Consider the following 21245-nt stretch of genomic DNA (forward strand, 5'->3'; position numbering starts at 1 on the left):
GTCGAGCGCAACGGCGAGCCGGGTCCGAACTTTGCCCGCGGCATGGCGCTGCTCGGCAAATACACGCTGATCGGCGAGGGGGTGCGTGGCTCGCTTGCCAAGCAGCTGATCGCCAAGTTCGATCTCTCGAAAGACCGCGACGTGCCGAAGTTCGGCATCGGCCTGAAAGAGCTCTGGCAGGTCAAGCCCGAGAACCATCGCCCGGGCCTGGTGCAGCACTCCTTCGGCTGGCCGCTCGGCATGAAGACCGGTGGCGGCTCGTTCCTTTACCACCTCGAAGACAACATGGTGGCGGTCGGCTTCGTCGTGCACCTCAATTACAAGAACCCCTATCTCTTCCCGTTCGAGGAGTTCCAGCGCTTCAAGACGCATCCCACCATTCGCGGCACCTTCGAGGGCGGCAAGCGTCTGTCCTATGGCGCGCGTGCGATCACCGAGGGCGGCTACCAGTCGGTGCCGAAGCTGTCGTTCCCGGGCGGTGCGCTGATCGGCTGTTCGGCCGGTCTCGTCAACGTGCCGCGCATCAAAGGCAGCCACAACGCGGTGCTTTCAGGCATTCTCGCGGCAGAAAAGCTGGCGGCGGCGATCGCCTCCGGCCGCGCCAACGACGAGCCGATCGAGATCGAGCGCGGCTGGCGCGACAGCGCCATCGGCCAGGACCTGAAGCGGGTGAGGAACGTCAAGCCGCTGTGGTCGAAGTTTGGCACGGCGATCGGCGTCGCGCTCGGCGGTCTCGACATGTGGACCAACCAGCTTTTCGGCTTCTCCTTCTTCGGCACCATGAAACACGGCAAGACCGATGCGCAGTCGCTCGAGCCGGCGGCCGAGCACCAGAAGATCGACTATCCGAAGCCGGATGGCGTCCTCACCTTCGACCGGCTGTCGTCGGTGTTCCTGTCGAACACCAACCATGAGGAAGACCAGCCGGTTCACCTGAAAGTAAAGGACATGGATCTGCAGAGGCGGTCCGAGCATGACGTCTATGCCGGTCCGTCGACGCGCTACTGTCCGGCCGGCGTCTACGAATGGGTGGAGAAGGACGGCAAGGACGTGTTTGTCATCAACGCCCAGAACTGCGTGCACTGCAAGACCTGCGACATCAAGGACCCGAACCAGAACATCAACTGGGTGCCGCCGCAAGGAGGCGAAGGCCCGGTCTATCCGAACATGTAGTGTTCGCCAGACGGGCCGCACGGACCTCCGCGAGGAGTGGCGGCGAGCGCCCGGTCTACCCGAACACGTAAGGCAGGTTGGCGAGGCCCACGGATGAAAGCAAAGCGGCGCCGGAGATGGTCTCCAGCGCCGCTTCTTTTTGTGGTCAAACTACCAGGTCCGATCGACGAAATCGGCGATCAGCGGCGCGATTTCGGGCAGGAATTCTTCCAGGGCGAAGTGACCGGTTTCGAAGAGATGCAGCTCGGCCCCAGGCAGATCACGCAGATAGGCGCGGGCGCCAGGCTCGGTGAAGAAGGGATCGTTCCTGCCCCAGGCAATCAGCGTCGGCGGGCGATCGCGCCTCAGCCAGTCCTGCCATTCGGCATAGCGTGCGAGATTGCTCTTGTAGTCGAAGAACAGGTCGTATTGCGGCTGGCGCCGTTCCGGCAGGTCGAGGAAATGCTGGTCCATCGTCCATCCGTCCGGCGCGACGCGTTCGGGATCGCTCGTGCCGCCTTCATATTGCGCACGGGTCATGTCCAGCGTCAGCAACTGTTCGATCTTGTCTCCGGCGTCGGTGTCGTCTGGCGTCAGCGCAATGAAGCTCTGCGCCGCCTCGGACAGGCCCTCGTGATAGGCGTTTCCGTTCTGCACGATCAGGCCGGCAATCAACTCCGGACGGCGGGAAGCAAGCCGGAAGCCCACGGGCGCCCCGAAGTCGAAGACGTAAAGCAGGAACCGCTTCAGTGTCAGCGCATCGACGAAACCCTCGATCAGATCGGACAGACGATCGAAGCTGTAGGTGAAGTGGCCGCCCGATGTGGTGGAGGTCGGTGCATCGCTGTGGCCGAAGCCCGGATAATCCGGCGCAATCAAACGGTAATCGTTGCCAAGCGCATCCATCAGGCGGCGGTACTGATGGGACGAGGACGGGAAGCCGTGCAACAGCAGAACGACGGGAGCATCTGAATTGTTCGGCACACTTTCCCGATAGAACAGACGGACACCGTCGATTTCAACGAAGCGATGGCGAATGGCTGGAATGCGAGCAATCGGCATTTAACACTCCTCATTTCTAGCTTTATGCATTAAATTTGCATCCCGAAGACTAATGTGTCAATTGTAAAAATAGACATTAGAAAATGCATGAGGTCGAAATGGATGTGACGCCGTTCGTGGGGGAGCCCTTGTCGTTGGACCTTGTAAACACGCGGCCGCAGATTTCGTCGGAAGCGGTGGACCTGATCGCCGACGGCAAAGGATTGCGCATTTGGCTTGAGCTGGAGAAGGATCGTCTTTCAGACAGCCTTGCGGCCGAGCTGGCTACGATTCCGAGCGAAGATCTGGGGCCCATACACTCCGTTCGCGAAAATCTGGCGATCGCCCTCGATCACCAGACGCGCGGGCTCGGTGTCCCCGTCGCGGCCATCGAAGGGCTCAATGATGCCATGCGCGCAGCACCCGCCATCCATCAGCTCGACTGGGGCGACCCGCCATCCCTCGCAAGCAGACGAGAAGGATCAGCGGCCGTGTGCCTTGCGGCGTTCCTTGCGGAGGACGCAGCAGCACTCTTGGCGGGGCCGAACCGCCTGCAGATCCGCAAATGCGAGGCGGATGATTGCGTCATGCTGTTCGTCGGGACCAACGCCCGGCGGCGCTGGTGTTCGGCGACGCGCTGCGGCAACCGCGTGCGCGTATCGCGCTACTATCAGCGCAGCAAGGCATCCTGACAAAAGCGATGCTGTTGCCGCCATTGCCCCGCTCAAAATGTTGGGAAAGGCACCTGCTGGCGCAAACGGAAAAGTCCTTGCTGAAAAACCCCATTAGCTTTCATGGTGTCGTCGGCTCGAGGCCGACGGACCTGCAGGCCGTTCTGTCCCTGTTGTCTGGAGTGGGACCGAGCCCTGTGACGTTGTCGATACCTGCGGTGAGATCGGCGGCCGGACGGGATGCACCGCCAGAAAAAGGGAACGGAAATGAAGAAGCTTCTTGCAACGACCTGCCTGGCCGCTGGCCTTTTCGGGCTTGCCGGCGCGGCATCGGCTGCCGATTGCGGCGACGTGACGATCGCAAACATGAACTGGCAGAGCGCCGAAGTGCTGGCGAGCGTCGACAAGATCATCCTTGCGGAAGGCTATGGCTGTAACGCGGAGCTCGTCGTTGGCGACACCGTGCCCACCATCACCTCGATGATCGAGAAGGGTGAGCCCGATATTGCGCCGGAAGGCTGGGTGGATCTGCTTCCCGATGTCGTCAACCGCGGCCTTGAGGAAGGCAAGCTCGTTGGCGCCGCGATCGCGCTTTCCGATGGTGCGGTGCAGGGCTGGTGGGTGCCGAAGTACATCGTCGACGCCAATCCCGACATCAAGACGATCGACGATGCGCTGAAGCACAAGGACCTGTTCCCGGATCCGGAGGACGCGAGCAAAGGGGCGGTCTTCAACGGCCCGCAGGGGTGGGGCGGAACGGTGGTGACGTCACAGCTCTACAAGGCCTATGGTGGCGAAGCGGCGGGCTTTACGCTCGTCGATACCGGCTCGGCCGCCGGTCTCGACGGTTCGATCGCCAAGGCCTACGAGCGCAAGCAGGGCTGGGTCGGTTATTACTGGGCGCCGACGGCACTTCTCGGCAAGTACGAGATGGTGAAGCTCGGTCATGGCGTGGAAGCGGATGCGGCCGAGTGGAAGCGCTGCAACACCGTTGCCGATTGCCCGGACCCGAAGAAGAACGACTGGCCGAAAGACAAGGTGCAGACGCTGGTCACCAAGGCCTTTGCCGATCGCGCCGGCCCTGCCATGGACTACCTCAACAAGCGGGCCTGGACCAACGACACGGTCAACAAGCTGATGGCCTGGATGACCGACAACCAGGCAAGCGGCGAAGAGGGCGCCAAGCACTTCCTCAAGGAAAATCCGGATGTCTGGACAACATGGGTTTCGCCCGAGATCGCCGAGAAGGTGAAGGCTGCGCTCTGAGCGTGACCGATTGAACCGGAGGGTGGCGCAATCCGTTGCGCCGCCCCTTTTGTTCGACGTCCGGCAACAGCAAAACAACAATCGCGGCCGGCGATATCCGAAGGGGAAAGACAATGGACTGGCTCACCCAGTTTCCACACATGGACGACGACAGCCTCCGTGCGCTGAAGAAGGCGATCGACGAAGGGTTCCGCGGCTTCACCCGTGCCTATGGCGATGCCATCGAAGCCTTCTTCCAGCCCTTGCAGTTCTTCCTGATCCAGTCGGAGCGCTTCATGACGAAGACGCCCTGGCCGATCATCCTGGTGCTGATCGCGTTGATCGCCTGGGTTGCCAGCCGCAACTGGAAGATCGTCGGCGGCTGCGTCGCCACGCTGCTTTTGATCGGCTATTTCGACATGTGGGACGACACGATGAAGACGATATCGATGATCTTCGTCTGCACCGTCCTGTCGATCGCCATCGGTATTCCGATCGGTATTGTCATGTCCCGTTCGGACCGATTTCAGAACATCGTCAATCCGGTCCTCGACGTGATGCAGACGATGCCGAGCTTCGTCTACCTGATCCCGGTGGTCATGCTGCTCGGCATCGGCAAGGTGCCGGGGCTGATCGCCGTCGTCATCTATGCGATCCCGCCGATGATCCGGCTCACCAATCTCGGTATTCGCCTCGTCGACAAGGATGTGCTCGAGGCTGCCGATGCCTTCGGGTCGTCCGGCTGGCAGAAATTGAAGAACGTGCAGATGCCGCTGGCGCTGCCGACGATCATGGCGGGGATCAACCAGACGATCATGATGGCGCTCGCCATGGTCGTCATCGCCTCGATGATCGGCGTGCAGGGTCTCGGGCAACCGGTACTGAAGGCGATTGCCAACCAGTACTTCACGCTCGGCATCTTCAACGGCCTCGCCATCGTCGGCATAGCCATCATCTTCGATCGTGTCAGCCAGGCCTACGGCCATCGCCTGCAGAAGCACCGCGAGATCATCCACGGCTAGGCTTGGGGGCGCCCTGACCTCAACAAAAGAAAGCCCCGGAGCAACAGGCCCCGGGGCTTTCGATTTCTGGATTGATGTCAGGCGCGGCTTGACAGAATGCCGGTGGAGAGTGCGACGCCGGCGGCCGTGACGATGGCGGCGAGGATCTCGAAAGGGCCGATCTGTTCGCTAAGCAGCATCGCGCCGCCGATCATGGCAAGCACCGGCGTCAAGGCCGTGAAGGCCGCCGCCTGCGTGCCGCCAAGGCTCTTGACCGCAAAGCCATAGGCGACCATGGCGACAAGGCCGGACAGGATGCCCTGGCTGGTGACCTGCAGGGCGATTTCTCCAAGCGGAACGCTGGCAAGCGTCGTGCCGAATGAGGCGGCGAGTGCCAGGTGAATGAGGAACGACCAGATGGCGATCAGGGCGCTCCCCTGAAGCGGGCTGAGGCCCGAGCGCCGGAAGGCGTGGGTGTAGACGGCCCAGAGCGTAGCGGCCGCCGGCAACAGCACGTATCCGCTCCAGTCCGCTGAGGCCGAGAAGGTGAGCTTGCGGGCAAGCAGAATGACGACGCCGGCGACGATGGCGGCGTAGCCGATCAGCCGCATCCGGTCTGGCCGCTCGCCGAAGACCAGGATGCCGACCGCGGCGGCGGCAAGCGGCATCGATCCGCCGAGAAGAATGCCGACCGCGGAAGCGGGAACCGAGTGGATTGCAAAGGTGGAAACCTGGAAGAAGAGGGCGCCCGAGCCCGCGACCATCAGCACAAGCAGATGGATCGGCAGCTTGCGCGGCATGAGCCCGGTCTTCAGCCAGACCGGTGCGAGCAAAAGTGCGGGGACGCCGTAGCGGATCAAGCCGAGATCGATGGTTCCAAGTGCTGTGCCGGCAGAGTGGCGCGTCGCCAGAATCCAGCCCGCCCAGATGAGCACGGTAACGAAGGCGCCGGCATAGCCAGCGACGGCCGGCGTCGTAATGCCGCGATCGAGTGTGAGCGCAACCATTTGAAATCCCTTCTCGATTTGGATATCCCCTGGAGCTTTGGGGCCTGAAGGGAATATTAGGCCGTGATGGTGGCGCATGTCCTTGCGATTTGTGGCTGGATTCGTCTATCATCCGCAACAATGTGCCAATGGAAGGCTTTGAAGTTTGCAATCATGCCAAATCTTGACAATTTCGATCTCGCTATTCTGAAAATCCTCCAGGAGGATGCGCGTGCGACGAATGTCGAGATCGCCGAAAAGGTCAATCTGTCGCCTTCGCCCTGCCTGCGGCGCATCCGCAATCTGGAAAAGTCCGGTATCTTGCGCGGTTACCGCGCCGACATCGATCGCAAGGAAGTCGGTCTCGGGTTGACGGTCTTTGTGGAGATCAAGGTGGGTCGCCACAGCCGCGAGAACGCGCAGTTGCAGCAGGAGGCGCTGCTCGCCATTCCCGAGGTGGTGTCGTGTTTTCTCATCTCCGGCAACGCCGATTTCCTCGCCGAGGTGGTCGTCGAGGACCTGCCGGCCTATGAGACGCTGCTGACCGAGACGCTGCTTGCCTTGCCCGGAGTAACCGATATCCGTTCCAATTTCGCGATCCGGTCGATCAAGACGGGCGGTCCGCTGAAGTTGCCCGAGCCGCGCTGAAGGGCGCGTGTTCCCGGCGGGCAGGTGACGGGGTGATCGGCGGCCTTCGCGATGGCCCTGGCGGCGTTAAGTTTTCGTAAGGTGCTGGATTTGGCTGCAATCGCGCTTATCTGATCGCGGTGAGCCGCGTTGCTGCGGCGATGGAGCCAGTGACGCATTCATGAAAATCAAGGCAATCTTCAATCGTGACGGCGGAACCTTCCGCACGACGGACATGGCGGCCTATGGCCAGAAGGTCGAGCAGGTCTTTCGCGATGCAGGCCATCAGATCGAGATCGCCGCGGTTTCAGGCAATGAAATGCAGGAGACGCTGGAGCGCACCTGCCGTCGCGATGATCTCGACGCGATCCTCGCCGGCGGCGGCGACGGCACGATTTCGGCGGCTGCAGGCGTCGCTTGGAAGAACCGGATGCCGCTTGGTGTCGTGCCTGCCGGCACGATGAACCTCTTCGCCCGCACGCTGAAGCTGCCGCTCGACATCTGGAAGGTGCCGGAGGTGCTGGCCCATGGCGTGATCATCGACGGTGACATCGGCAGCGCCGACGGGCGCGCCTTCGTGCACCAGTTCTCCATGGGGCTGCATGCGCGCATGGTGCGCTATCGCGAATCCTATAGTTTCCGCTCGAGAGTGGGCAAGATCGCTGCGAGCACCCGCGCCGCCGTCGGCGTGATCCTCAATCCCCCCGATTTCGAGGTCGAGTTCGATGTCGACGGCCATCATGAGCGCCGGCACGTCTCGGCGGTTTCCGTCTCGAACAACCCTTTCGGGCGGGATACCTTGATGTATGCCGACGACGTGACCGCCGGTCACCTCGGCTTTTACACCGCTCCGCCCTTAAGCCCGCCGGGCGTCGCCAAGCTCGCCTTCGACGTCATGCGCGGCAAGTTCCGCGATAGCCCCCTGATCACGGCCATGAGCGGCCACGCGCTCGACCTGCATTTTCCCAAGGTGGAGCGCAAGATCAACTGTGTCATCGACGGCGAACTTCTGCCGATGGGCCGCGACGTGGCGCTTCGCATTCACCCCGGCGAACTCAAGCTGCTCGTCGGCGCCGACCGCGACGGGTCGTCGGTTCACGGCGACGGATCGTCGATCCAGAAGTAGCCGAAGCCGTAGCGGTCCTGCCGCGTGCCGTGAAGGTAGGGCAGGGCAAGTTGCTTTGCGATCATCTCCGTCTCCGGCACGCCCAGCGATTTCAGCGCTGCGACGAGGCGCTCCGGCGGCGGCGCATCAAGCTTGCCGCCATCGCTCCAGACGACCAGAAGCGGCCCGGTGAGATCGTCGGGCTGCGGGCTGCTTGCGTTGCCCGGAACGAAAACCTTTGCACCATGCAGCCGCGTGCGCACGTTTCCGGCCACCAGCTTGCTTGGCGCGAACACAAGCGCCGGCTCCCGTCCTTCGTTGCTGACCACCGTGTCGACAAGGGTGCTGTAGGGAATGCTCAGCCGCGAAAACTTGCCGAACCAGGGCCGAACGACGGCGCGGGCCGAAACCACGACCAGAGTGGTGACGACAATGAACGCGACGAGAAACAGGAACGGCCGAACGCTGAGCGTGGTTTCGACGCCCGCCGCCTCGACCTTGAGCGCCAGATAGAGCGGCAGCAGGACGAGAAAGAGCACCAGCCACTTTTCCCGCATGTGGGTGGCGCCGATGGCAAGCATGATCACCAGCACGACGCCAAGGCAGATCAGGATCATGCGTCCGAGGACGCGGGTCCAGGTGCTTTCCGCCCGCCAGATGCTTGCCAGGTCCTTGCGAAACACCAATGCGAAGAGCGCGAGCGGCAGCGCCGCGCCGCGTAGCGTCGCCGCGACCAGCGCGACGATCCCTTTGAGTGCCTTCGAGAAAGCGCTGGCTTCCTGCGCCGCTCCCATTTCCTTGAAGGTGTTGCTCGAGGCGGCACCAAGATTTTGAAGGATCCAGTACCCATGCGGCAGCGCAATCAGGGTGCAGACGACGACCGCAACGAGGATGCGCCAGTCAAACAGCCGGGCGCGAAGCTTGGCCTCCGGAAGGATCGCCAGGATGGCCGCCGCCGGCACGATCGCGAAGTTGTATTTCGAGATGACGCCGATCCCGACCGCAACACCCGTCAGCGCGTAGGCAAAAAGGCTCTGTCGGGTCATGACGCGCAGAAAACCGTAGAGGAACAGCGATACGGCAAACAGCGCCGCAACCGTATGCGACAGGTCGCGCTGGGCGAGCAGGAAGATCGGCGGCAAGGCCAGGATGCCGAGAGCTGCGATCGCCGACAGGCGTCGATCGTAAAGCATCTCGCGTCCCGCAAGCCCGAGAAAGAGACAACAGAGAAACAGCAGCCCGTTCTTGAGCACCGTCATCGTCGCCACGGACGGGCCGAACAGGGACGTCAGCCCATATTGAAGCCAGTTGTAGAATGGCGGCTGAGAGCCGTAACCGAGCATCAGGAACTGCGAAACGAAGGCCTGCTCCGACTCATCGATCTCAAGGGATGATGAGAGTGACAGGCGCAGAACGACACACAGCAGGAAGTAGCCGGCGATCAATGCAAAGACGAGGTTCGGTCGGCGATTGACGGCCTCAAGCATCCGTGTGGTCCCGGACGAAAACCTGCCGGACGATGTAGTTGGTGGTACCGTCATCGCTGAAATAGGTGCGTGCCATCATCTCGGCGAGGATGCCGGTGGTGATAAGCTGCAGGGAGGACAAAAACAGCATCACGCCGACGATCAGCATCGGTCGTGTGCCGATATCGTTGCCGAGGACGAACTTGTCGAAGGCGAGATAGGCGAGAATGAGGGCGCTGAGTGCGCCGCTCGCCAGGCCGATCGAGCCGAAGAAATGGCCCGGCCGCGCCTTGTAGCGCATGAAGAACAGCACCGACAGCAGATCGAGAATGACGCGGAAGGTTCGGGAGATTCCGTATTTGGATTGGCCATGCTGGCGGGCGTGATGGGTGACGGGCATTTCGCCGATCCGGCTGCTCGGCACGACGCCGGCCACCCAGGCGGGAATGAATCGATGCATCTCGCCCATCAGCTTGACCTGTTTGATGATCGAGGCGCGATAGACCTTCAGGCTGCAGCCATAGTCGTGAAGCCGGACGCCGGTGATCTTGCCGATCAGCCGATTGGCGCACCACGACGGAATTTTCCGCAGGAACAGGCCGTCCTGACGATTTTTTCTCCAGCCGACCAGTAGGTCGAGCTGCCGCTCGTCGATCGACCTGACCATCTCGGGAATATCGGCCGGATCGTTCTGGAGGTCGCCGTCGAGCGTCGCGATGAGCCGGCCAGTCGCAGCGTCAATGCCCGCCTGCATGGCCGCGGTCTGGCCGAAGTTCTTCTGCAGTTCGACGATCTTGATATTGAGACCGGGATCTGCGAGTGACTTTCTGGCGTTCAGAAGCGTTCGGTCGGTGCTGCCGTCGTCGATCAGGATCAGTTCCCAGGGGAGGGGGAAGCTGGCGAGAGCCTCGGCGACACGCTTGATCAGCGGCTGGATGCTGTCTTCTTCGTTGAATACAGGGATGACGACGGATAACTCGATCGATTGCATGGTACCGCTCGTACATGCGACGCTGGGGCTGCCGCAAGAATTGGATTGTGCTTACATAATCATTTTCTTGCACAGTTATCGGTGATAACCAACGTTCAATCTTGCATTTCAACACGGGAAATCGAGACCTGATGACATCGGATTGCCAGTCCGGTCGGCGATCCTGGTTCGCCCGCAACCGCATGACATTGCTGTCGGCCAGCGCCATTTTGGCCTATGCCGCCTTTGTGCAATGGTTCTGGGGCTGGCCGAGCCTGCTCAGGCAATGGTCGCAGATCGGTCCGGGCGCGGCCGTGCTGACGCTGACATTGCTTGTCGCCACCTATTTCATTCGCTGCCTCAGGATCTACGACTATTTTCCCGCCGAGACCGCGGGGCGCTTCCTGCCGCTGTTTCGCGTTACCCAGGTGCACAACCTGCTCAACATCATGCTGCCGTTCCGGGCCGGCGAAACGAGTTTCCCGTTGCTGATGCGGTCGGAGTTTTCCGTGCCGCTCGCCCGCGGCACCGCCGCCCTCCTGGTGATGCGCCTGCTCGACCTGCATGCGCTGCTCGTCGTCGCGGCGGTAGGGCTCGTGATGGGCCGCAACTCTGCCGTCTGGTGGGGCTTGTGGTTGGCCGCTCTGGTATCGCCGTTGCTCTTCTTTCTGCTGAAGGATCAGGCGGTCGCACTTTCCCGACGTCTGCTGCCGACAAGGCTCGACGCCGTGGTCGACGAGGTGGAGGCGGGCCTTCCTGTCGATGTCTCAGCCTTCCTGCGCGCCTGGGGCATGACGGTCCTCAACTGGGCGGTCAAGGTGGTGGTGCTCGCCTGGGTGCTGGCGGTCATGGGGGTTGCGCCGCTTGCCGCCTGTTTCGGCGGAGCGCTTGGAGGGGAGCTCTCTTCGGTGCTGCCGATGCATGCACCGGCCGGCGTCGGCACCTATCCGGCGGCCATTGCGGCCGGCGCCGTTGCTTTTGGCGCTTCGGCCAGCCGAGCGGGTCTGGATGAACTCGCCACCGCGGGGGTCAATGCCCATCTGCTGATCATCGTGTCCGCGGTGGCGGGCACGATGTTGTCGATGCTGCTCGGACGAAAGCGCTGACGTCTTTGGGAAGCAGCGATGCGGCCCTGGGGCCGCGCATCGCGCGGCCTACTGGAAGGACGTTTCGTAGAAACTCCGGAGCTTGCGTGAATGCAGCTTTTCGGGCGGCATGGCCGCGAGCTTCTGCAGCGCAAGAATGCCGATCTTCAGGTGCTGGCTGACCTGGGTCTTGTAGAAGGCTGTCGCCATGCCCGGCAGCTTCAATTCGCCATGCAGCGGCTTATCGGACACGCAAAGCAGCGTTCCATAGGGCACGCGGAAGCGGAAGCCGTTGGCGGCGATCGTCGCTGATTCCATGTCGAGCGCGATGGCGCGTGCCTGGGACAGGCGTTTCACCGGGCCACGCTGGTCGCGGAGCTCCCAGTTGCGGTTGTCGATGGTGGCGACAGTGCCGGTGCGCATGATCTGCTTCAGGTCGTAATCGCGATAGCCCGTGACCTCGGCAACGGCGTCCTGCAGGGCCACCTGCACCTCGGCAAGCGCCGGCAGGGGGATCCAGACCGGCAGGTCGTCGTCGAGAACATGGTCCTCGCGCATGTAGGCGTGGGCAAGAACATAGTCGCCGAGGCGCTGGCTGTTTCTCAAGCCGGCGCAGTGGCCGAGCATCAGCCAGACATGGGGGCGCAACACGGCGATGTGGTCGGTGATCGTCTTGGCGTTGGAGGGTCCGACGCCAATATTGACCATGGTGATGCCGCCATGGCCCTTTTTCTTCAAGTGATAGGCAGGCATCTGCGGCAAGCGGGGGATGGTAAAATCCGTCTCCGGCTTGTCGGCGCCGGCGGGCGTGATGATGTTGCCGGGTTCGACGAAGGCCGTGTAGCCGTTGCCGCCTTCCGCCATCTGCTGGCGGGCCCAGGTGCAGAACTCGTCGATGTAGAACTGGTAGTTGGTAAAGAGCACGAAGTTCTGGAAGTGGTTCGCGCTCGTCGCCGTGTAGTGGCTGAGGCGGGCGAGCGAGTAGTCAATGCGCTGAGCCGTGAAGGGGGCGAGCGGCGAGGGTTCACCCGGACCTGGCTCGTAGGAGCCGTTGGCAATCTCGTCGTCCGTCGTCGTCAGATCCGGCGCGTCAAAGAGATCCCGCAACGGAATGTCGATGGCGTTCGCCGCTGATGCCTCGACATAGGCCCCTTCGCCGAACGCAAAGTGCAGCGGGATCGGTGTCGAGGATTCGGAAACCGTGACGCCCAGGCCGTGATTGCGCATCAGGTGCCCGAGTTGCTCCTTCAGATAGTGGCGGAAGAGCTTCGGGCGGGTGATCGTCGTCGTGTAGACGCCCGGCGCGCTGACGTAGCCAAAGGAAAGTCGGGAATCGACATGACCAAAGCTGCTCGTCTCGATGCTGACCTGCGGGTAGCAGGCGCGGTAGCGGGTGAGTGGCTCCTCCGATTTTCCCAAGCCCTCGAAGGCATCGCACAGGAACCGGGTGTTGCGCTCGTAAAGCGCCTCCAGGCAATCGACGGCAGCGACGGGGTCGTCGAAATACTGCGGCTCGAACGGCTCGGGCGTGGCGGTGGAGAGGACGGAGTGTGAAGAGATTCGCTTGTTCATGTCGCATTATAGGCTGCGACTTCTGACAAGCAAACGACAAGATGTCCGGTTCACAACCGCGCGGCGATCAGAGCGTTGCAGTTCAACGCGGACCGACCAGGATGATGGCGCTGCCGATGAGCGCGACCGCCATGCCGGTGATATCCCAACGGTCTGGCCTGACGCCTTCGGCAAGCCAGAGCCAGATAAGCGAGGCCGCGATGTAGACACCGCCATAGGCCGCATAGGCGCGACCCGCGGCTTGGCTGTCGATGAACGTGAGCAACCAGGCAAAGAGCGCCAGCGACGCCACGCCGGGGACGAGCCAGACGATGGATTTGTCGAGCTTCAGCCATGCCCAGAAGGCGAAGCATCCGGCGATCTCCGCAAGGGCAGCGAGACTGTAGACGAGATAGGCGGGCATGGGCGCTGATATCGGCTTGCTGTGGCGAATCTGGTGTTGCGAGATGACCGCAAGGTGAAGGCAAGTGCAAGCCGGATACAAGAAAGGGGCGCAACGCGCCCCCGCAATTACCCGCGAATTCCAGAAGGCGTCAGGTCATCGCCTGACGCTGCAGCGTGACGAAGAGCACGAGACCGGCGCCCTGCTTGCCGATGCCTGTGCCGCTGGCCTTGGAATAGGCAAGCGCCCCGACCGGCGCCATCAGCAGGCTGGCTAGTGCCAGCACGCGCAGCGACAGAAACGCGGAAGTCGAAAGTGCTGCCAGCATGTTCGTCTCTCCATCGGATCACAGAGTGATCGGTTTCGGTTGGGGTGTTGGAACTTGCGTCCGCTGATTGCGTTAGAGCTTGGCCTGGCAGTACTGCGCCGTGTGCGCGGTGCAGTCGGTCAGAGAGCCAAGGTAGGTGTTGGTGCGGCGACGTTCGGTGTCAGCGCTGACTGCGGCGGCGAGAGAGACAGCGAAAACGACCATCAGGAGGCTGATGATGGTAAGGCGCCGAGCAAGGATATCCATGGTTCTGTCCGTTGTTTGGAGGCAGGTTCAAATCGATTGAGTGTGTTTTCGCATACCCAAACTGAATTGTTGCTGAGGTGTGCGTTCATCTGGCGTTCATGTTCGGCTGACGTCAGTCAGAGGAGTGTGTGGACGGAGACAGGCTTGGAAGCGCTTTGCTCATGGGGCCGCATTTTGCCAACCGGGACGTGGTGGGCGAACGTCGGAACGCGGTGTGCTCCGGGGATGCAGGGCGTGTCGGGAAACAGAGAACAAAAAAAGGGTGACCGATGGCCACCCCGTCATTCTCTTGATGTGCGGCGATGGTCCCGCCGTTCTCGCTATCGCGTTAAAGTCGTGTCCAGGTCTGCGACTTGCACAGCACCTTCAGCACGCAGCCCTTCATCTTCAGCGAGTTGCCGTTGACGGCGCCAGAGCCGCTATAGGTCTTGTCCGTGTCCGGATCGGTGATTTCGCCCGAATAGGAACCGTCGGTGCCGGCGAGGTTGCCGATGCGCTTGCCGGCATGTTTGCCGGTCTTGAGCGTCACGCAGAAGGCGCCGCCGCACGGAGCAATTTCCGCCGTGGCGCCGCTGGCGGTCTTCCAGTTTCCGACGATCGGTTCCGCAGCAACTGCTGTGCCGGCAATGCCGAGGCCAAGCGTGGCGGTGATGAGCAAGGTACGTAGCATTGTGGTCCTCCAGATAAAGGCTGCCGGCGTGGTCCGCTCCGCCGGCAGCTTTAGATGTCCTCGTGTAAAAGGCAGTCTCCTCACCGCCGCGCGCACGATAGCTTACGCGCACGTAAAGGTAAACAAGCCGAATTACCGCCTTTTACCGCTTTTTCCTGCCCTCTCCCGACCGGGTTTTGCAGGAGGATCCGTGCGGGCTTCACCGACGACGATTGTTTCGTGGTTAGCGTTTGGTTGAAATCGCCGATTGAACAATCCGTAAATATTGAAGCGAATGCGCCGGATCTTCGGGCTTCCGATGTTTAACAAAAACTCAAATTTACCAAGCGTTTGAACTTTGTTTGTCGCAAATTAAGCATGCATTTTAAGCGCGCATTGAAGCGCCTGCTGCATAGTGAAGCCATAAGACGAGCGAAGAAAAAGCGCTCCGACAAACCACCGAAGACGATGCCGCAAAAGACGGTGCGCTCCGGAAAGGCCCGCAAAGAGGCACGGTCGAACAGGGACCAGAACGAGTGCAGATCTGAAGCATGGTCCGCCCCGAACGGGCGGACCGCTTTGGAAAACCAACCAGCAAGACAGGGACAAGACAATGGCACGCTTTGATATGCAGATTGCTTCGGACGCCGCCATGGGTGGTGACAACCAGGCGGAAGTCTTTTGCGACATGGGGCTCGCCTATGCGACCGGCCACGGACGCCCGGTCGATCTGGTGGCCGCCCACAAGTGGCTGAACATTGCGGCGATCAAGGGCTGCGACCGCGCGGTCGACCTGCGCGCCGATCTGGCGATGACGATGAGCAAGCCGGACCTTGCCGCAGCGCTTCGCGCCGCCCGTGAATGGATGACGGTTCACTGATATCAAGGCGGCCCCGGGGACGGTGGCCGCCAAACGACCAGCAAGGGTCAGGGGGCAGCCCCGTCAGGCCAGCTTTTTCAATACTTCAGGAAGTGCTGCCTCAAGCAAATTCATCTCTGCATCCGGCCCCGTGCTGATGCGGATGCAGCGATTGAGCGGGGCAACGCCCGGCATCCGGATGAAGATGCCATGATCGCTCATCAGCGTATCGACGATCGCGCGGGCAAAGCCCGCATCCCGGCCGCAGTCGACCGCGACGAAATTCGTGGCGGAGATGAGAGGCGACAGACCGCACGCGGTTGCAATCTCCGTGATCCTTCGCCGGGATGCCGCAATCTTTGCCGTCACGTCTTTCAGGTAACCTTCATCCGCGAGCGCCGCGATCGCGGCGGCAACGCCGATCCGGTTCATGCCGAAGTGGTTGCGGATCTTGTCGAACGCCTGGGCCGTGCCCGGCGTGGTGATGACATAACCGACACGCGAACCGGCAAGGCCATATGCCTTTGAGAACGTGCGTGTGCGCACCACGTTCGGCCTGTCGATCAGGGCGTCGATCGCCGGCAGGGCCTCCGCCGGCGCCGTTTCGCAATAGGCTTCATCGAGGATGAAAAGCGTCGTTTCCGGCAGCGCCCTGGCAAACTCGACGATGCGGTCCGCCGACCACCAGCTTCCCATCGGATTGTCCGGATTGGCAAAATAGACGAGTGGCGCGTTCTCCCGCTTCACCGCATCGAGCAAACCCGCAAGGTCTTCATGATCGCCGGCATACGGCACCGTCACCAGCCGGCCGCCATGGCCGACGACGTGATAGTTGAAGGTCGGGTAGGCGCCGAACGAGGTGACGACCGGCATGCCCGGTTCGATCACCATCCGGACGATCTGGCCAAGCAATCCGTCGATGCCTTCACCGATCGCGATGTTGCCCGGCGCGGTGCCGAGATGGGCCGCAAGCGCTTGTTTCAGGTCGTGGTTTTCCGGGTCGGCATATTTCCAGGTGCCTTGCGCGGCCTCCCGCATCGCTGAAAGCACGCTTTCGGCAGGGCCGAAGCCGCTTTCGTTGGCGCCGATGCGTGCCGCGATCGCGCGTCCGCGCTGGCGTTCGATCGCCTCCGGCCCGACAAACGGGATGGTTGACGGCAAGGATTGGATGAGCGGCGTGAAGCGAGAGAATGCGGACATGCTGAAAAATGGGCCCCGTTGGGATGACGTGTCGGGGAACTTATCGCATGCTTTGGCAATGCGGAATTATCTAGACGAGAAAAGCTGGCGGAATTCCGTTGTTCTTCGCCTAGCGTTTTGGTTTTGCGTTCTTGACCTGCCCGGTGAAGAATTCCTGCCGGATAACCTCCCGCAACAAGGTCTGCTCGATTGGCTTGATGAACTGGACGCCGATGCGTTCGCCGTTTCGGTAGACTTCGGCGCAGCCGATCCTCAGCGATGTGCCGACGATATGCAGATAATAGTGTTGCGGCAGGCCGATATTGGTGTCGACAGCAAAGCTGGCGCCGCCACGCGAGATGTCGATCATGCGGCAGGGCCGTACCGAGACGCTGCCGAGACCCGGCTGCACCGCTGTCAGCGTACCCGCATGGCCGATGGAGAATCGTTCGTAACGCCGCTCATAGAACGGCGACGGGACGCAGGAATACATCGTTTGGTTTTGCATGCGTCATTCTCCGCCAGTGCCGGGTCGGACGGCGCGATCAGTTCCCGAACGCTGCCTGGACCCCGGACAATTCATTTGTCCCACGTTGACCGGTGGGCGATTTCCACCGATGCTAGAATCAGTTTTGCAGAAGAAACTTGCAATCCCCTGAAATCGATCACTAAAAATCTAATGTCACGCGATCCGGCAATCAGAAGCCGCCGCTCGAAAACTGCATGCGAATAAGTCGCCTCAGGAAATCCGTCGACAGCAGCATGTTGAAGCGCACGCCCAGTTCGGTGCTCTCGCGATGGACCTGCGAGCAGCCGATCTCTTCCTTGAAACCTTCGATCTCCAGGAAGAAGTGCTTTGGCAGAAGGATCGTGGCGTTAAAATCGAGCATTGCACCGGCAATCGAGATATGCCGCAGCAGACATTGATACTTGGTCTTGGCCTTCAAATGCTGGCCGATGACGAGGATCCGGCAGGGCCGCTCGATGAAATAATGCTGATGGGTCGTGGCGAACTGGCCGGGCTTGCCTTCGGCGACGTGCATTTTCATGGACATGGCAGGCTACAGCCCTTCAGCTTCCTGTAGATCCAGCGCCTGGACGGAATCGCCGGCGCATCGATGTGGTGTTTGAGCTAAGCATCTCGACTTGCTTCGGCCTTGCGCCATCGGAACCTGCCAAGCCGCTAAATTTTGCCGCGCGCCTACATTGAAAGCCCTGATCTCATACGTAATACTTTCGTCAGGCATGACCGGAACGCGCTTCACGCGTTTCCGTGGGCAATCGGGCGAGGGCGCTCCGTCAGTCGAGCCGCTGCGAAGCGGAAAAGGACGGCGGCGCCGGAGGGAAGGGCATGGTGTTGGGGCTTTCGCGGCGGTGGCTGCCGCTCGCGCTGATCTGTGTGGCGCTGTTTTTGTCGATGCCGACGGGGGCATCTGCGGCAAAGCGCGTCGCGTTGCTGATTGGCAACGAGAAATATGAGGCAACCTCGCCGCTCAACAATCCGGCCAACGACGTGGACCTGATGAAAGCCTCTTTCGAGGCGGCCGGGTTTGATTCGGTGACGACCGTGCACGATCTCGGCCGCCAGGATATGGTCAAGGCGCTGCGCGAGTTCGAGGACCGCGCCGCAGGGGCGGAGGTCGCGATCGTCTATTATTCCGGCCACGGCATGGAAATGAACGGCGAGAACTACCTGCTCCCGATCGATGTCCAGCTGAAGACGGACAAGGACGTCGAGGACGAGGCGATCGGCCTCGACAGGGTTCAACGCTCCCTCGAAGGGGCGACCAGGCTCAAACTCGTCATTCTCGACGCCTGCCGCAACAATCCGTTCGAGCAGAGCATGACGCGATCGATCTCGACCCGCGCGGTCTCGCGCGGGCTTGCCCGCGTCGAACCCGAATCGGCCGATCTTCTCGTCGCGTTCGCGTCCAAGGCGGGCACGGTCGCGCTCGACGGCGAGGGGAAGAACAGCCCGTTCGCGACAGCCCTTGCGAAATACCTGACGGAGCCGGGCGTCGACGTGCGCATCGCGCTTGGCAAGGTTCGAGACGAGGTGGTGTCGGTGACCAATCGCGGTCAGGAACCGTTCGTCTACGGGTCGCTCGGAGGCGCGCAGATCTTTCTCAACATCAAGGAAGTGAACATCAACGTCACCACCAATGGCGGGCAACTGTCGCCCAACAGCCAGTCGGAAGCCGCCGCCGACTGGCAGAACATCCGTGATCTTGCCGACAAGGATCTGTTGACCGCCTTCCTCGCCAAGCATGGATCGGACCCGGTCTACAAGATGCTCGCCGAAAAGAAGCTGAAGCTCCTGAGCGAAGCGGAGCAGACGTCGACCGTGACGCCAGATGAGATTGCCTGGGAAGCCTTGAAGCAGTCGACCGATGCGGCGGCGCTGACACGCTTCATCGAGCGCTATCCCGACAGCAGCCACAAGGCCGAAGCCGAGCAGCAGATCGCAGCCCTCGAGCCGCAAAAGGGGCTCAACGGATCGCCGACCGGCAAGGACACGCAGGCCTCGCGCGACTGCTATCTGCTTGCCGGCGAACCGCAGTCGATGCCCGGTTTCCTCGGGGTCAATTTCCTGAAGCTTGACAGCGAGCGGGCGTTGACCGCCTGCGCCCAGGCCGTCAACGAAAACCCCGACGACATGATGCTGGTCAACATGCTGGGACGCGCACAGGACGCGGGGCGCAATTATGTCGACGCACGGCGCAACTACCAGAAGGCCGCTGACGGCGGCAACATGTATGCGCTGACGAACCTTGCCTGGTTCTCGGTCTATGGCACCGATGGCCCAGTCGACGTTGACCAGGGCAAGCGCCTGTTCGAGCAGGCGGCACAAGCCGGCAACGCCTATGGCCAAGCGTCGCTCGGCTGGCTCTATCGTGAAGGTTATGGCGGCGTCGCGCAGGATTATGCCGAATCTGCCCGCTGGTACGAGCTTGCCGCCAACCAGGGCTACGCCAACGCCATGGCGACCATGGGCTGGTTCTACCGGGAAGGCCTCGGCCTGCCGAAGGACCTTGGTCAATCGCTCTCCTGGTACAAGAAGGCCGCCGAGAGCGGCGATACCAATGCGATGTCGTCCCTCGGCTGGGCTTACCAGAACGGGCTCGGAACCGAACAGAGCTATCCGGATGCCAAGGTCTGGTACGAGAAGGCCGCCAACATGGGTGATTCCTATTCGATGGCTCTGCTTGGCTGGTTTTACGACATCGGCAACGGCGTAGCGCAGGACTATGGCCAGGCGCGCACCTGGTACGAGATGGCGGCCAACGCCGGCAGCGCCTATGCCATGGGCAACCTCAGTCGCCTCTATGACTATGGCCTCGGCACCAAGGCCGACGCGAAAGAGGCGGTTCGCTGGGCGGCAGCCAGCATCGAGGGCGGGGACCCTGCCAAGCTTGAAGAGGTCAAGACCCAACCGAACAATTTCACGCCCGCTTTTCGCAAGGAAATGCAGAGCCTGCTCAAGGATCGCGGCTATTATGGCGGTCCGATCGACGGCGACTTCGGCGCGGCGACCCAGCAGGCAATCGAACGCCTGGCGCGAAAATCATAGCCCACGCCAGGATTCGGCCGACGCGAGACAAGGCAGGACACATCCGGTTCCGAGGCCCGGCAAAGTGCCGTAAACGCGACGCCGCGGCCAAGGGCTCTGGTTGACCCACACGAAAATGCAGCACAAAACCGGCAAACCGACAAATAAATCTTGCATTGGCCGCGGAGTGACACTAGTCAGGCGCTAACGGAGAGGTGGCCGAGTGGTCGAAGGCGCTCCCCTGCTAAGGGAGTATACCCGGAAGGGTATCGAGGGTTCGAATCCCTTCTTCTCCGCCATTCTTGTCTGGACGGTCCGAAGGCGCAGGCAGCATTTTCTCACTTGGACATAGCCACTGTGCGCGCTGCCAATAGGCAGCCGATGTCAGCGTAGCGCCGCGTTTTCTCAACGGCACTGTTCTCGAAGGTCAACCTTAATGCCGCCTGTGGCCAAGATGGCCGGTCGATACGCCGCAGCGTCGCAATGATCCCGAGGTGGTTTCGTCGAAGCCCATAAGATGAGATCGCTTTCGGCTTCGCGATCCGGGAACCCGCGATCGATCCGGGACGTCTCGATCATCGAACGCTTTCACGATCTTCTCCGTTGACGTGATACGCCCGTCGCCTTGTTCGGCCATGCTTGTGGTGTCGAGTCATGGCCGGTCTGGTGCGGTCCAGAATCACGTTTGCGGTGTGGTCTCCGAATCCCGGGCGTTGATTCTGATGATTCTTCGCTTCTCCGCACAATCTTCACGAAGCGATTCTTGTAGGCGATGCTGTTTTAGGTGTTCGGCGGCCATTGGAAAACGTCGGCCGTGCCCGGCTTTTCCCCAGTTTCAGGCGGTTTTCTGCCTCTTTCTGAAACAGGCCCTTCCTCGATCCCTTACGCTAAGCCCCCGTCGCTAAAGGGTTTTCTTAATGCTTTGTTAATTTTTTGTGGGGGTCTGCGGCGATTTTGTGTCGTTTCAGCAACAGGGTTCTGTGAAGGGCGATGCAAAGGGCGTGATCTCGCCAGTTGGACGTTGCGCCGATGATCCGGTCTTGTATTTTCAACTCCGGAAGCAAGGGCGGTTGATCGTCCGACTTCTTGAACGTTGGGGATGGGGCAGGGAACGCTGTCCTTCAGCAAAAT

22 protein-coding genes and 1 tRNA gene are annotated in these 21245 nt (G+C 61.4%); 10 read left to right on the forward strand and 13 right to left on the reverse strand.

The annotated features are described in order from the left end of the window. On the forward strand, nucleotides 1–1173 hold a 1173-nt coding region (locus tag VGO12_RS08140; protein ID WP_327512224.1), incomplete at its 5' end, for an electron transfer flavoprotein-ubiquinone oxidoreductase. A 150-nt stretch (nucleotides 1174–1323) separates the two neighbouring features. Here VGO12_RS08140 and VGO12_RS08145 read toward each other — a convergent pair. Beyond that, nucleotides 1324–2214 carry an alpha/beta hydrolase gene (locus tag VGO12_RS08145; RefSeq protein WP_327512225.1) on the reverse strand — a complete coding sequence of 297 codons (891 nt, stop codon included), beginning with the start codon at nucleotides 2212–2214 and terminating at the stop codon, nucleotides 1324–1326. A gap of 134 nt (nucleotides 2215–2348) precedes the next feature. On the opposite strand from VGO12_RS08145, the gene VGO12_RS08150 reads away from it, so the two are divergent. The 3 genes from VGO12_RS08150 (at nucleotide 2349) to VGO12_RS08160 (ending at nucleotide 5131) form a co-directional block, all read left to right on the forward strand. Continuing rightward, nucleotides 2349–2885 (forward strand): CGNR zinc finger domain-containing protein, encoded by a 537-nt coding sequence (locus tag VGO12_RS08150; protein ID WP_327512226.1) that lies wholly within the window; start codon nucleotides 2349–2351, stop codon nucleotides 2883–2885. 246 nt (nucleotides 2886–3131) lie between these two features. Continuing rightward, the gene (locus tag VGO12_RS08155; RefSeq protein WP_327512227.1) at nucleotides 3132–4130 is read left to right on the forward strand and encodes an ABC transporter substrate-binding protein; all 999 of its coding nucleotides are present in this window, start codon (nucleotides 3132–3134) and stop codon (nucleotides 4128–4130) included. A gap of 113 nt (nucleotides 4131–4243) precedes the next feature. Further along, nucleotides 4244–5131 (forward strand): proline/glycine betaine ABC transporter permease, encoded by an 888-nt coding sequence (locus VGO12_RS08160; protein ID WP_327512228.1) that lies wholly within the window; start codon nucleotides 4244–4246, stop codon nucleotides 5129–5131. A 77-nt stretch (nucleotides 5132–5208) separates the two neighbouring features. Here VGO12_RS08160 and VGO12_RS08165 read toward each other — a convergent pair whose 3' ends face one another. Then, complete coding sequence (locus tag VGO12_RS08165; RefSeq protein WP_327512229.1) at nucleotides 5209–6117, reverse strand: DMT family transporter; 909 nt, start codon at nucleotides 6115–6117, stop codon at nucleotides 5209–5211. 153 nt (nucleotides 6118–6270) lie between these two features. On the opposite strand from VGO12_RS08165, the gene VGO12_RS08170 reads away from it, so the two are divergent. Both VGO12_RS08170 and VGO12_RS08175 read left to right on the forward strand, forming a co-directional pair. Continuing rightward, complete coding sequence (locus tag VGO12_RS08170; RefSeq protein WP_327512230.1) at nucleotides 6271–6744, forward strand: Lrp/AsnC family transcriptional regulator; 474 nt, start codon at nucleotides 6271–6273, stop codon at nucleotides 6742–6744. A 160-nt stretch (nucleotides 6745–6904) separates the two neighbouring features. Next, a complete protein-coding gene (locus VGO12_RS08175; protein WP_327512231.1) occupies nucleotides 6905–7849 on the forward strand; it encodes a diacylglycerol kinase family protein in 945 nt (314 codons plus the stop codon). Here the strand turns inward: VGO12_RS08175 and VGO12_RS08180 are convergent. Further along, nucleotides 7819–9315, reverse strand: coding sequence for a glycosyltransferase family 39 protein (locus VGO12_RS08180; RefSeq protein ID WP_327512232.1), 1497 nt, complete (start codon nucleotides 9313–9315; stop codon nucleotides 7819–7821). The genes VGO12_RS08175 and VGO12_RS08180 overlap by 31 nt on opposite strands. After that, on the reverse strand, nucleotides 9308–10285 hold the full coding sequence (locus VGO12_RS08185) for a glycosyltransferase family 2 protein (RefSeq protein ID WP_327512233.1): 978 nt from the start codon (nucleotides 10283–10285) through the stop codon (nucleotides 9308–9310). Before VGO12_RS08185 ends, VGO12_RS08180 begins: the two co-directional genes overlap by 8 nt. Before the next feature lie 131 nt (nucleotides 10286–10416). On the opposite strand from VGO12_RS08185, the gene VGO12_RS08190 reads away from it, so the two are divergent. Continuing rightward, nucleotides 10417–11370, forward strand: coding sequence for a lysylphosphatidylglycerol synthase domain-containing protein (locus VGO12_RS08190; RefSeq protein WP_327512234.1), 954 nt, complete (start codon nucleotides 10417–10419; stop codon nucleotides 11368–11370). A 48-nt stretch (nucleotides 11371–11418) separates the two neighbouring features. Here VGO12_RS08190 and VGO12_RS08195 read toward each other — a convergent pair whose 3' ends face one another. From VGO12_RS08195 to VGO12_RS08215, 5 genes are all read right to left on the reverse strand, one after another. After that, nucleotides 11419–12921, reverse strand: coding sequence for an AMP nucleosidase (locus VGO12_RS08195; RefSeq protein WP_327512235.1), 1503 nt, complete (start codon nucleotides 12919–12921; stop codon nucleotides 11419–11421). 82 nt (nucleotides 12922–13003) lie between these two features. Then, the gene (locus VGO12_RS08200) at nucleotides 13004–13324 is read right to left on the reverse strand and encodes a YnfA family protein (protein ID WP_327512236.1); all 321 of its coding nucleotides are present in this window, start codon (nucleotides 13322–13324) and stop codon (nucleotides 13004–13006) included. A gap of 130 nt (nucleotides 13325–13454) precedes the next feature. After that, on the reverse strand, nucleotides 13455–13631 hold the full coding sequence (locus tag VGO12_RS08205) for a hypothetical protein (RefSeq protein ID WP_162251053.1): 177 nt from the start codon (nucleotides 13629–13631) through the stop codon (nucleotides 13455–13457). A gap of 72 nt (nucleotides 13632–13703) precedes the next feature. Then, nucleotides 13704–13877 carry a hypothetical protein gene (locus tag VGO12_RS08210; protein ID WP_327512237.1) on the reverse strand — a complete coding sequence of 58 codons (174 nt, stop codon included), beginning with the start codon at nucleotides 13875–13877 and terminating at the stop codon, nucleotides 13704–13706. A 328-nt stretch (nucleotides 13878–14205) separates the two neighbouring features. Then, nucleotides 14206–14547, reverse strand: a complete 342-nt coding sequence (locus tag VGO12_RS08215; RefSeq protein WP_327512238.1) for a DUF2147 domain-containing protein — start codon at nucleotides 14545–14547, stop codon at nucleotides 14206–14208. A 592-nt stretch (nucleotides 14548–15139) separates the two neighbouring features. On the opposite strand from VGO12_RS08215, the gene VGO12_RS08220 reads away from it, so the two are divergent. Further along, nucleotides 15140–15406: a sel1 repeat family protein gene (locus tag VGO12_RS08220; RefSeq protein WP_034804178.1), complete on the forward strand. Its 267-nt coding sequence runs from the start codon at nucleotides 15140–15142 to the stop codon at nucleotides 15404–15406. Nucleotides 15407–15469: 63 nt separating this feature from the next. Here VGO12_RS08220 and VGO12_RS08225 read toward each other — a convergent pair whose 3' ends face one another. The 3 genes from VGO12_RS08225 to VGO12_RS08235 all read right to left on the reverse strand — a co-directional run bounded on the left by VGO12_RS08225 (nucleotide 15470) and on the right by VGO12_RS08235 (nucleotide 17619). Beyond that, nucleotides 15470–16585, reverse strand: a complete 1116-nt coding sequence (locus VGO12_RS08225; protein WP_327512239.1) for a pyridoxal phosphate-dependent aminotransferase — start codon at nucleotides 16583–16585, stop codon at nucleotides 15470–15472. 109 nt (nucleotides 16586–16694) lie between these two features. Continuing rightward, nucleotides 16695–17072 carry a PilZ domain-containing protein gene (locus VGO12_RS08230; protein WP_327512240.1) on the reverse strand — a complete coding sequence of 126 codons (378 nt, stop codon included), beginning with the start codon at nucleotides 17070–17072 and terminating at the stop codon, nucleotides 16695–16697. A 190-nt stretch (nucleotides 17073–17262) separates the two neighbouring features. Continuing rightward, a complete protein-coding gene (locus VGO12_RS08235) occupies nucleotides 17263–17619 on the reverse strand; it encodes a hypothetical protein (RefSeq protein WP_327512241.1) in 357 nt (118 codons plus the stop codon). 296 nt (nucleotides 17620–17915) lie between these two features. Here VGO12_RS08235 and VGO12_RS08240 point away from each other — a divergent pair, with 296 nt between their 5' ends. After that, a complete protein-coding gene (locus tag VGO12_RS08240) occupies nucleotides 17916–20135 on the forward strand; it encodes a caspase family protein (protein ID WP_327512242.1) in 2220 nt (739 codons plus the stop codon). Between the two features lie 188 nt (nucleotides 20136–20323). After that, nucleotides 20324–20413 (forward strand) — tRNA-Ser (locus VGO12_RS08245). Between the two features lie 583 nt (nucleotides 20414–20996). On the opposite strand, the gene VGO12_RS08250 is transcribed toward VGO12_RS08245, so the two are convergent. Further along, nucleotides 20997–21245, reverse strand: a 249-nt coding sequence (locus VGO12_RS08250; protein ID WP_327512243.1) for a hypothetical protein, incomplete at its 5' end; no start/stop codon positions are given.

This window comes from Ensifer sp. (assembly GCF_035999135.1).
Lineage (GTDB): Bacteria > Pseudomonadota > Alphaproteobacteria > Rhizobiales > Rhizobiaceae > Ensifer.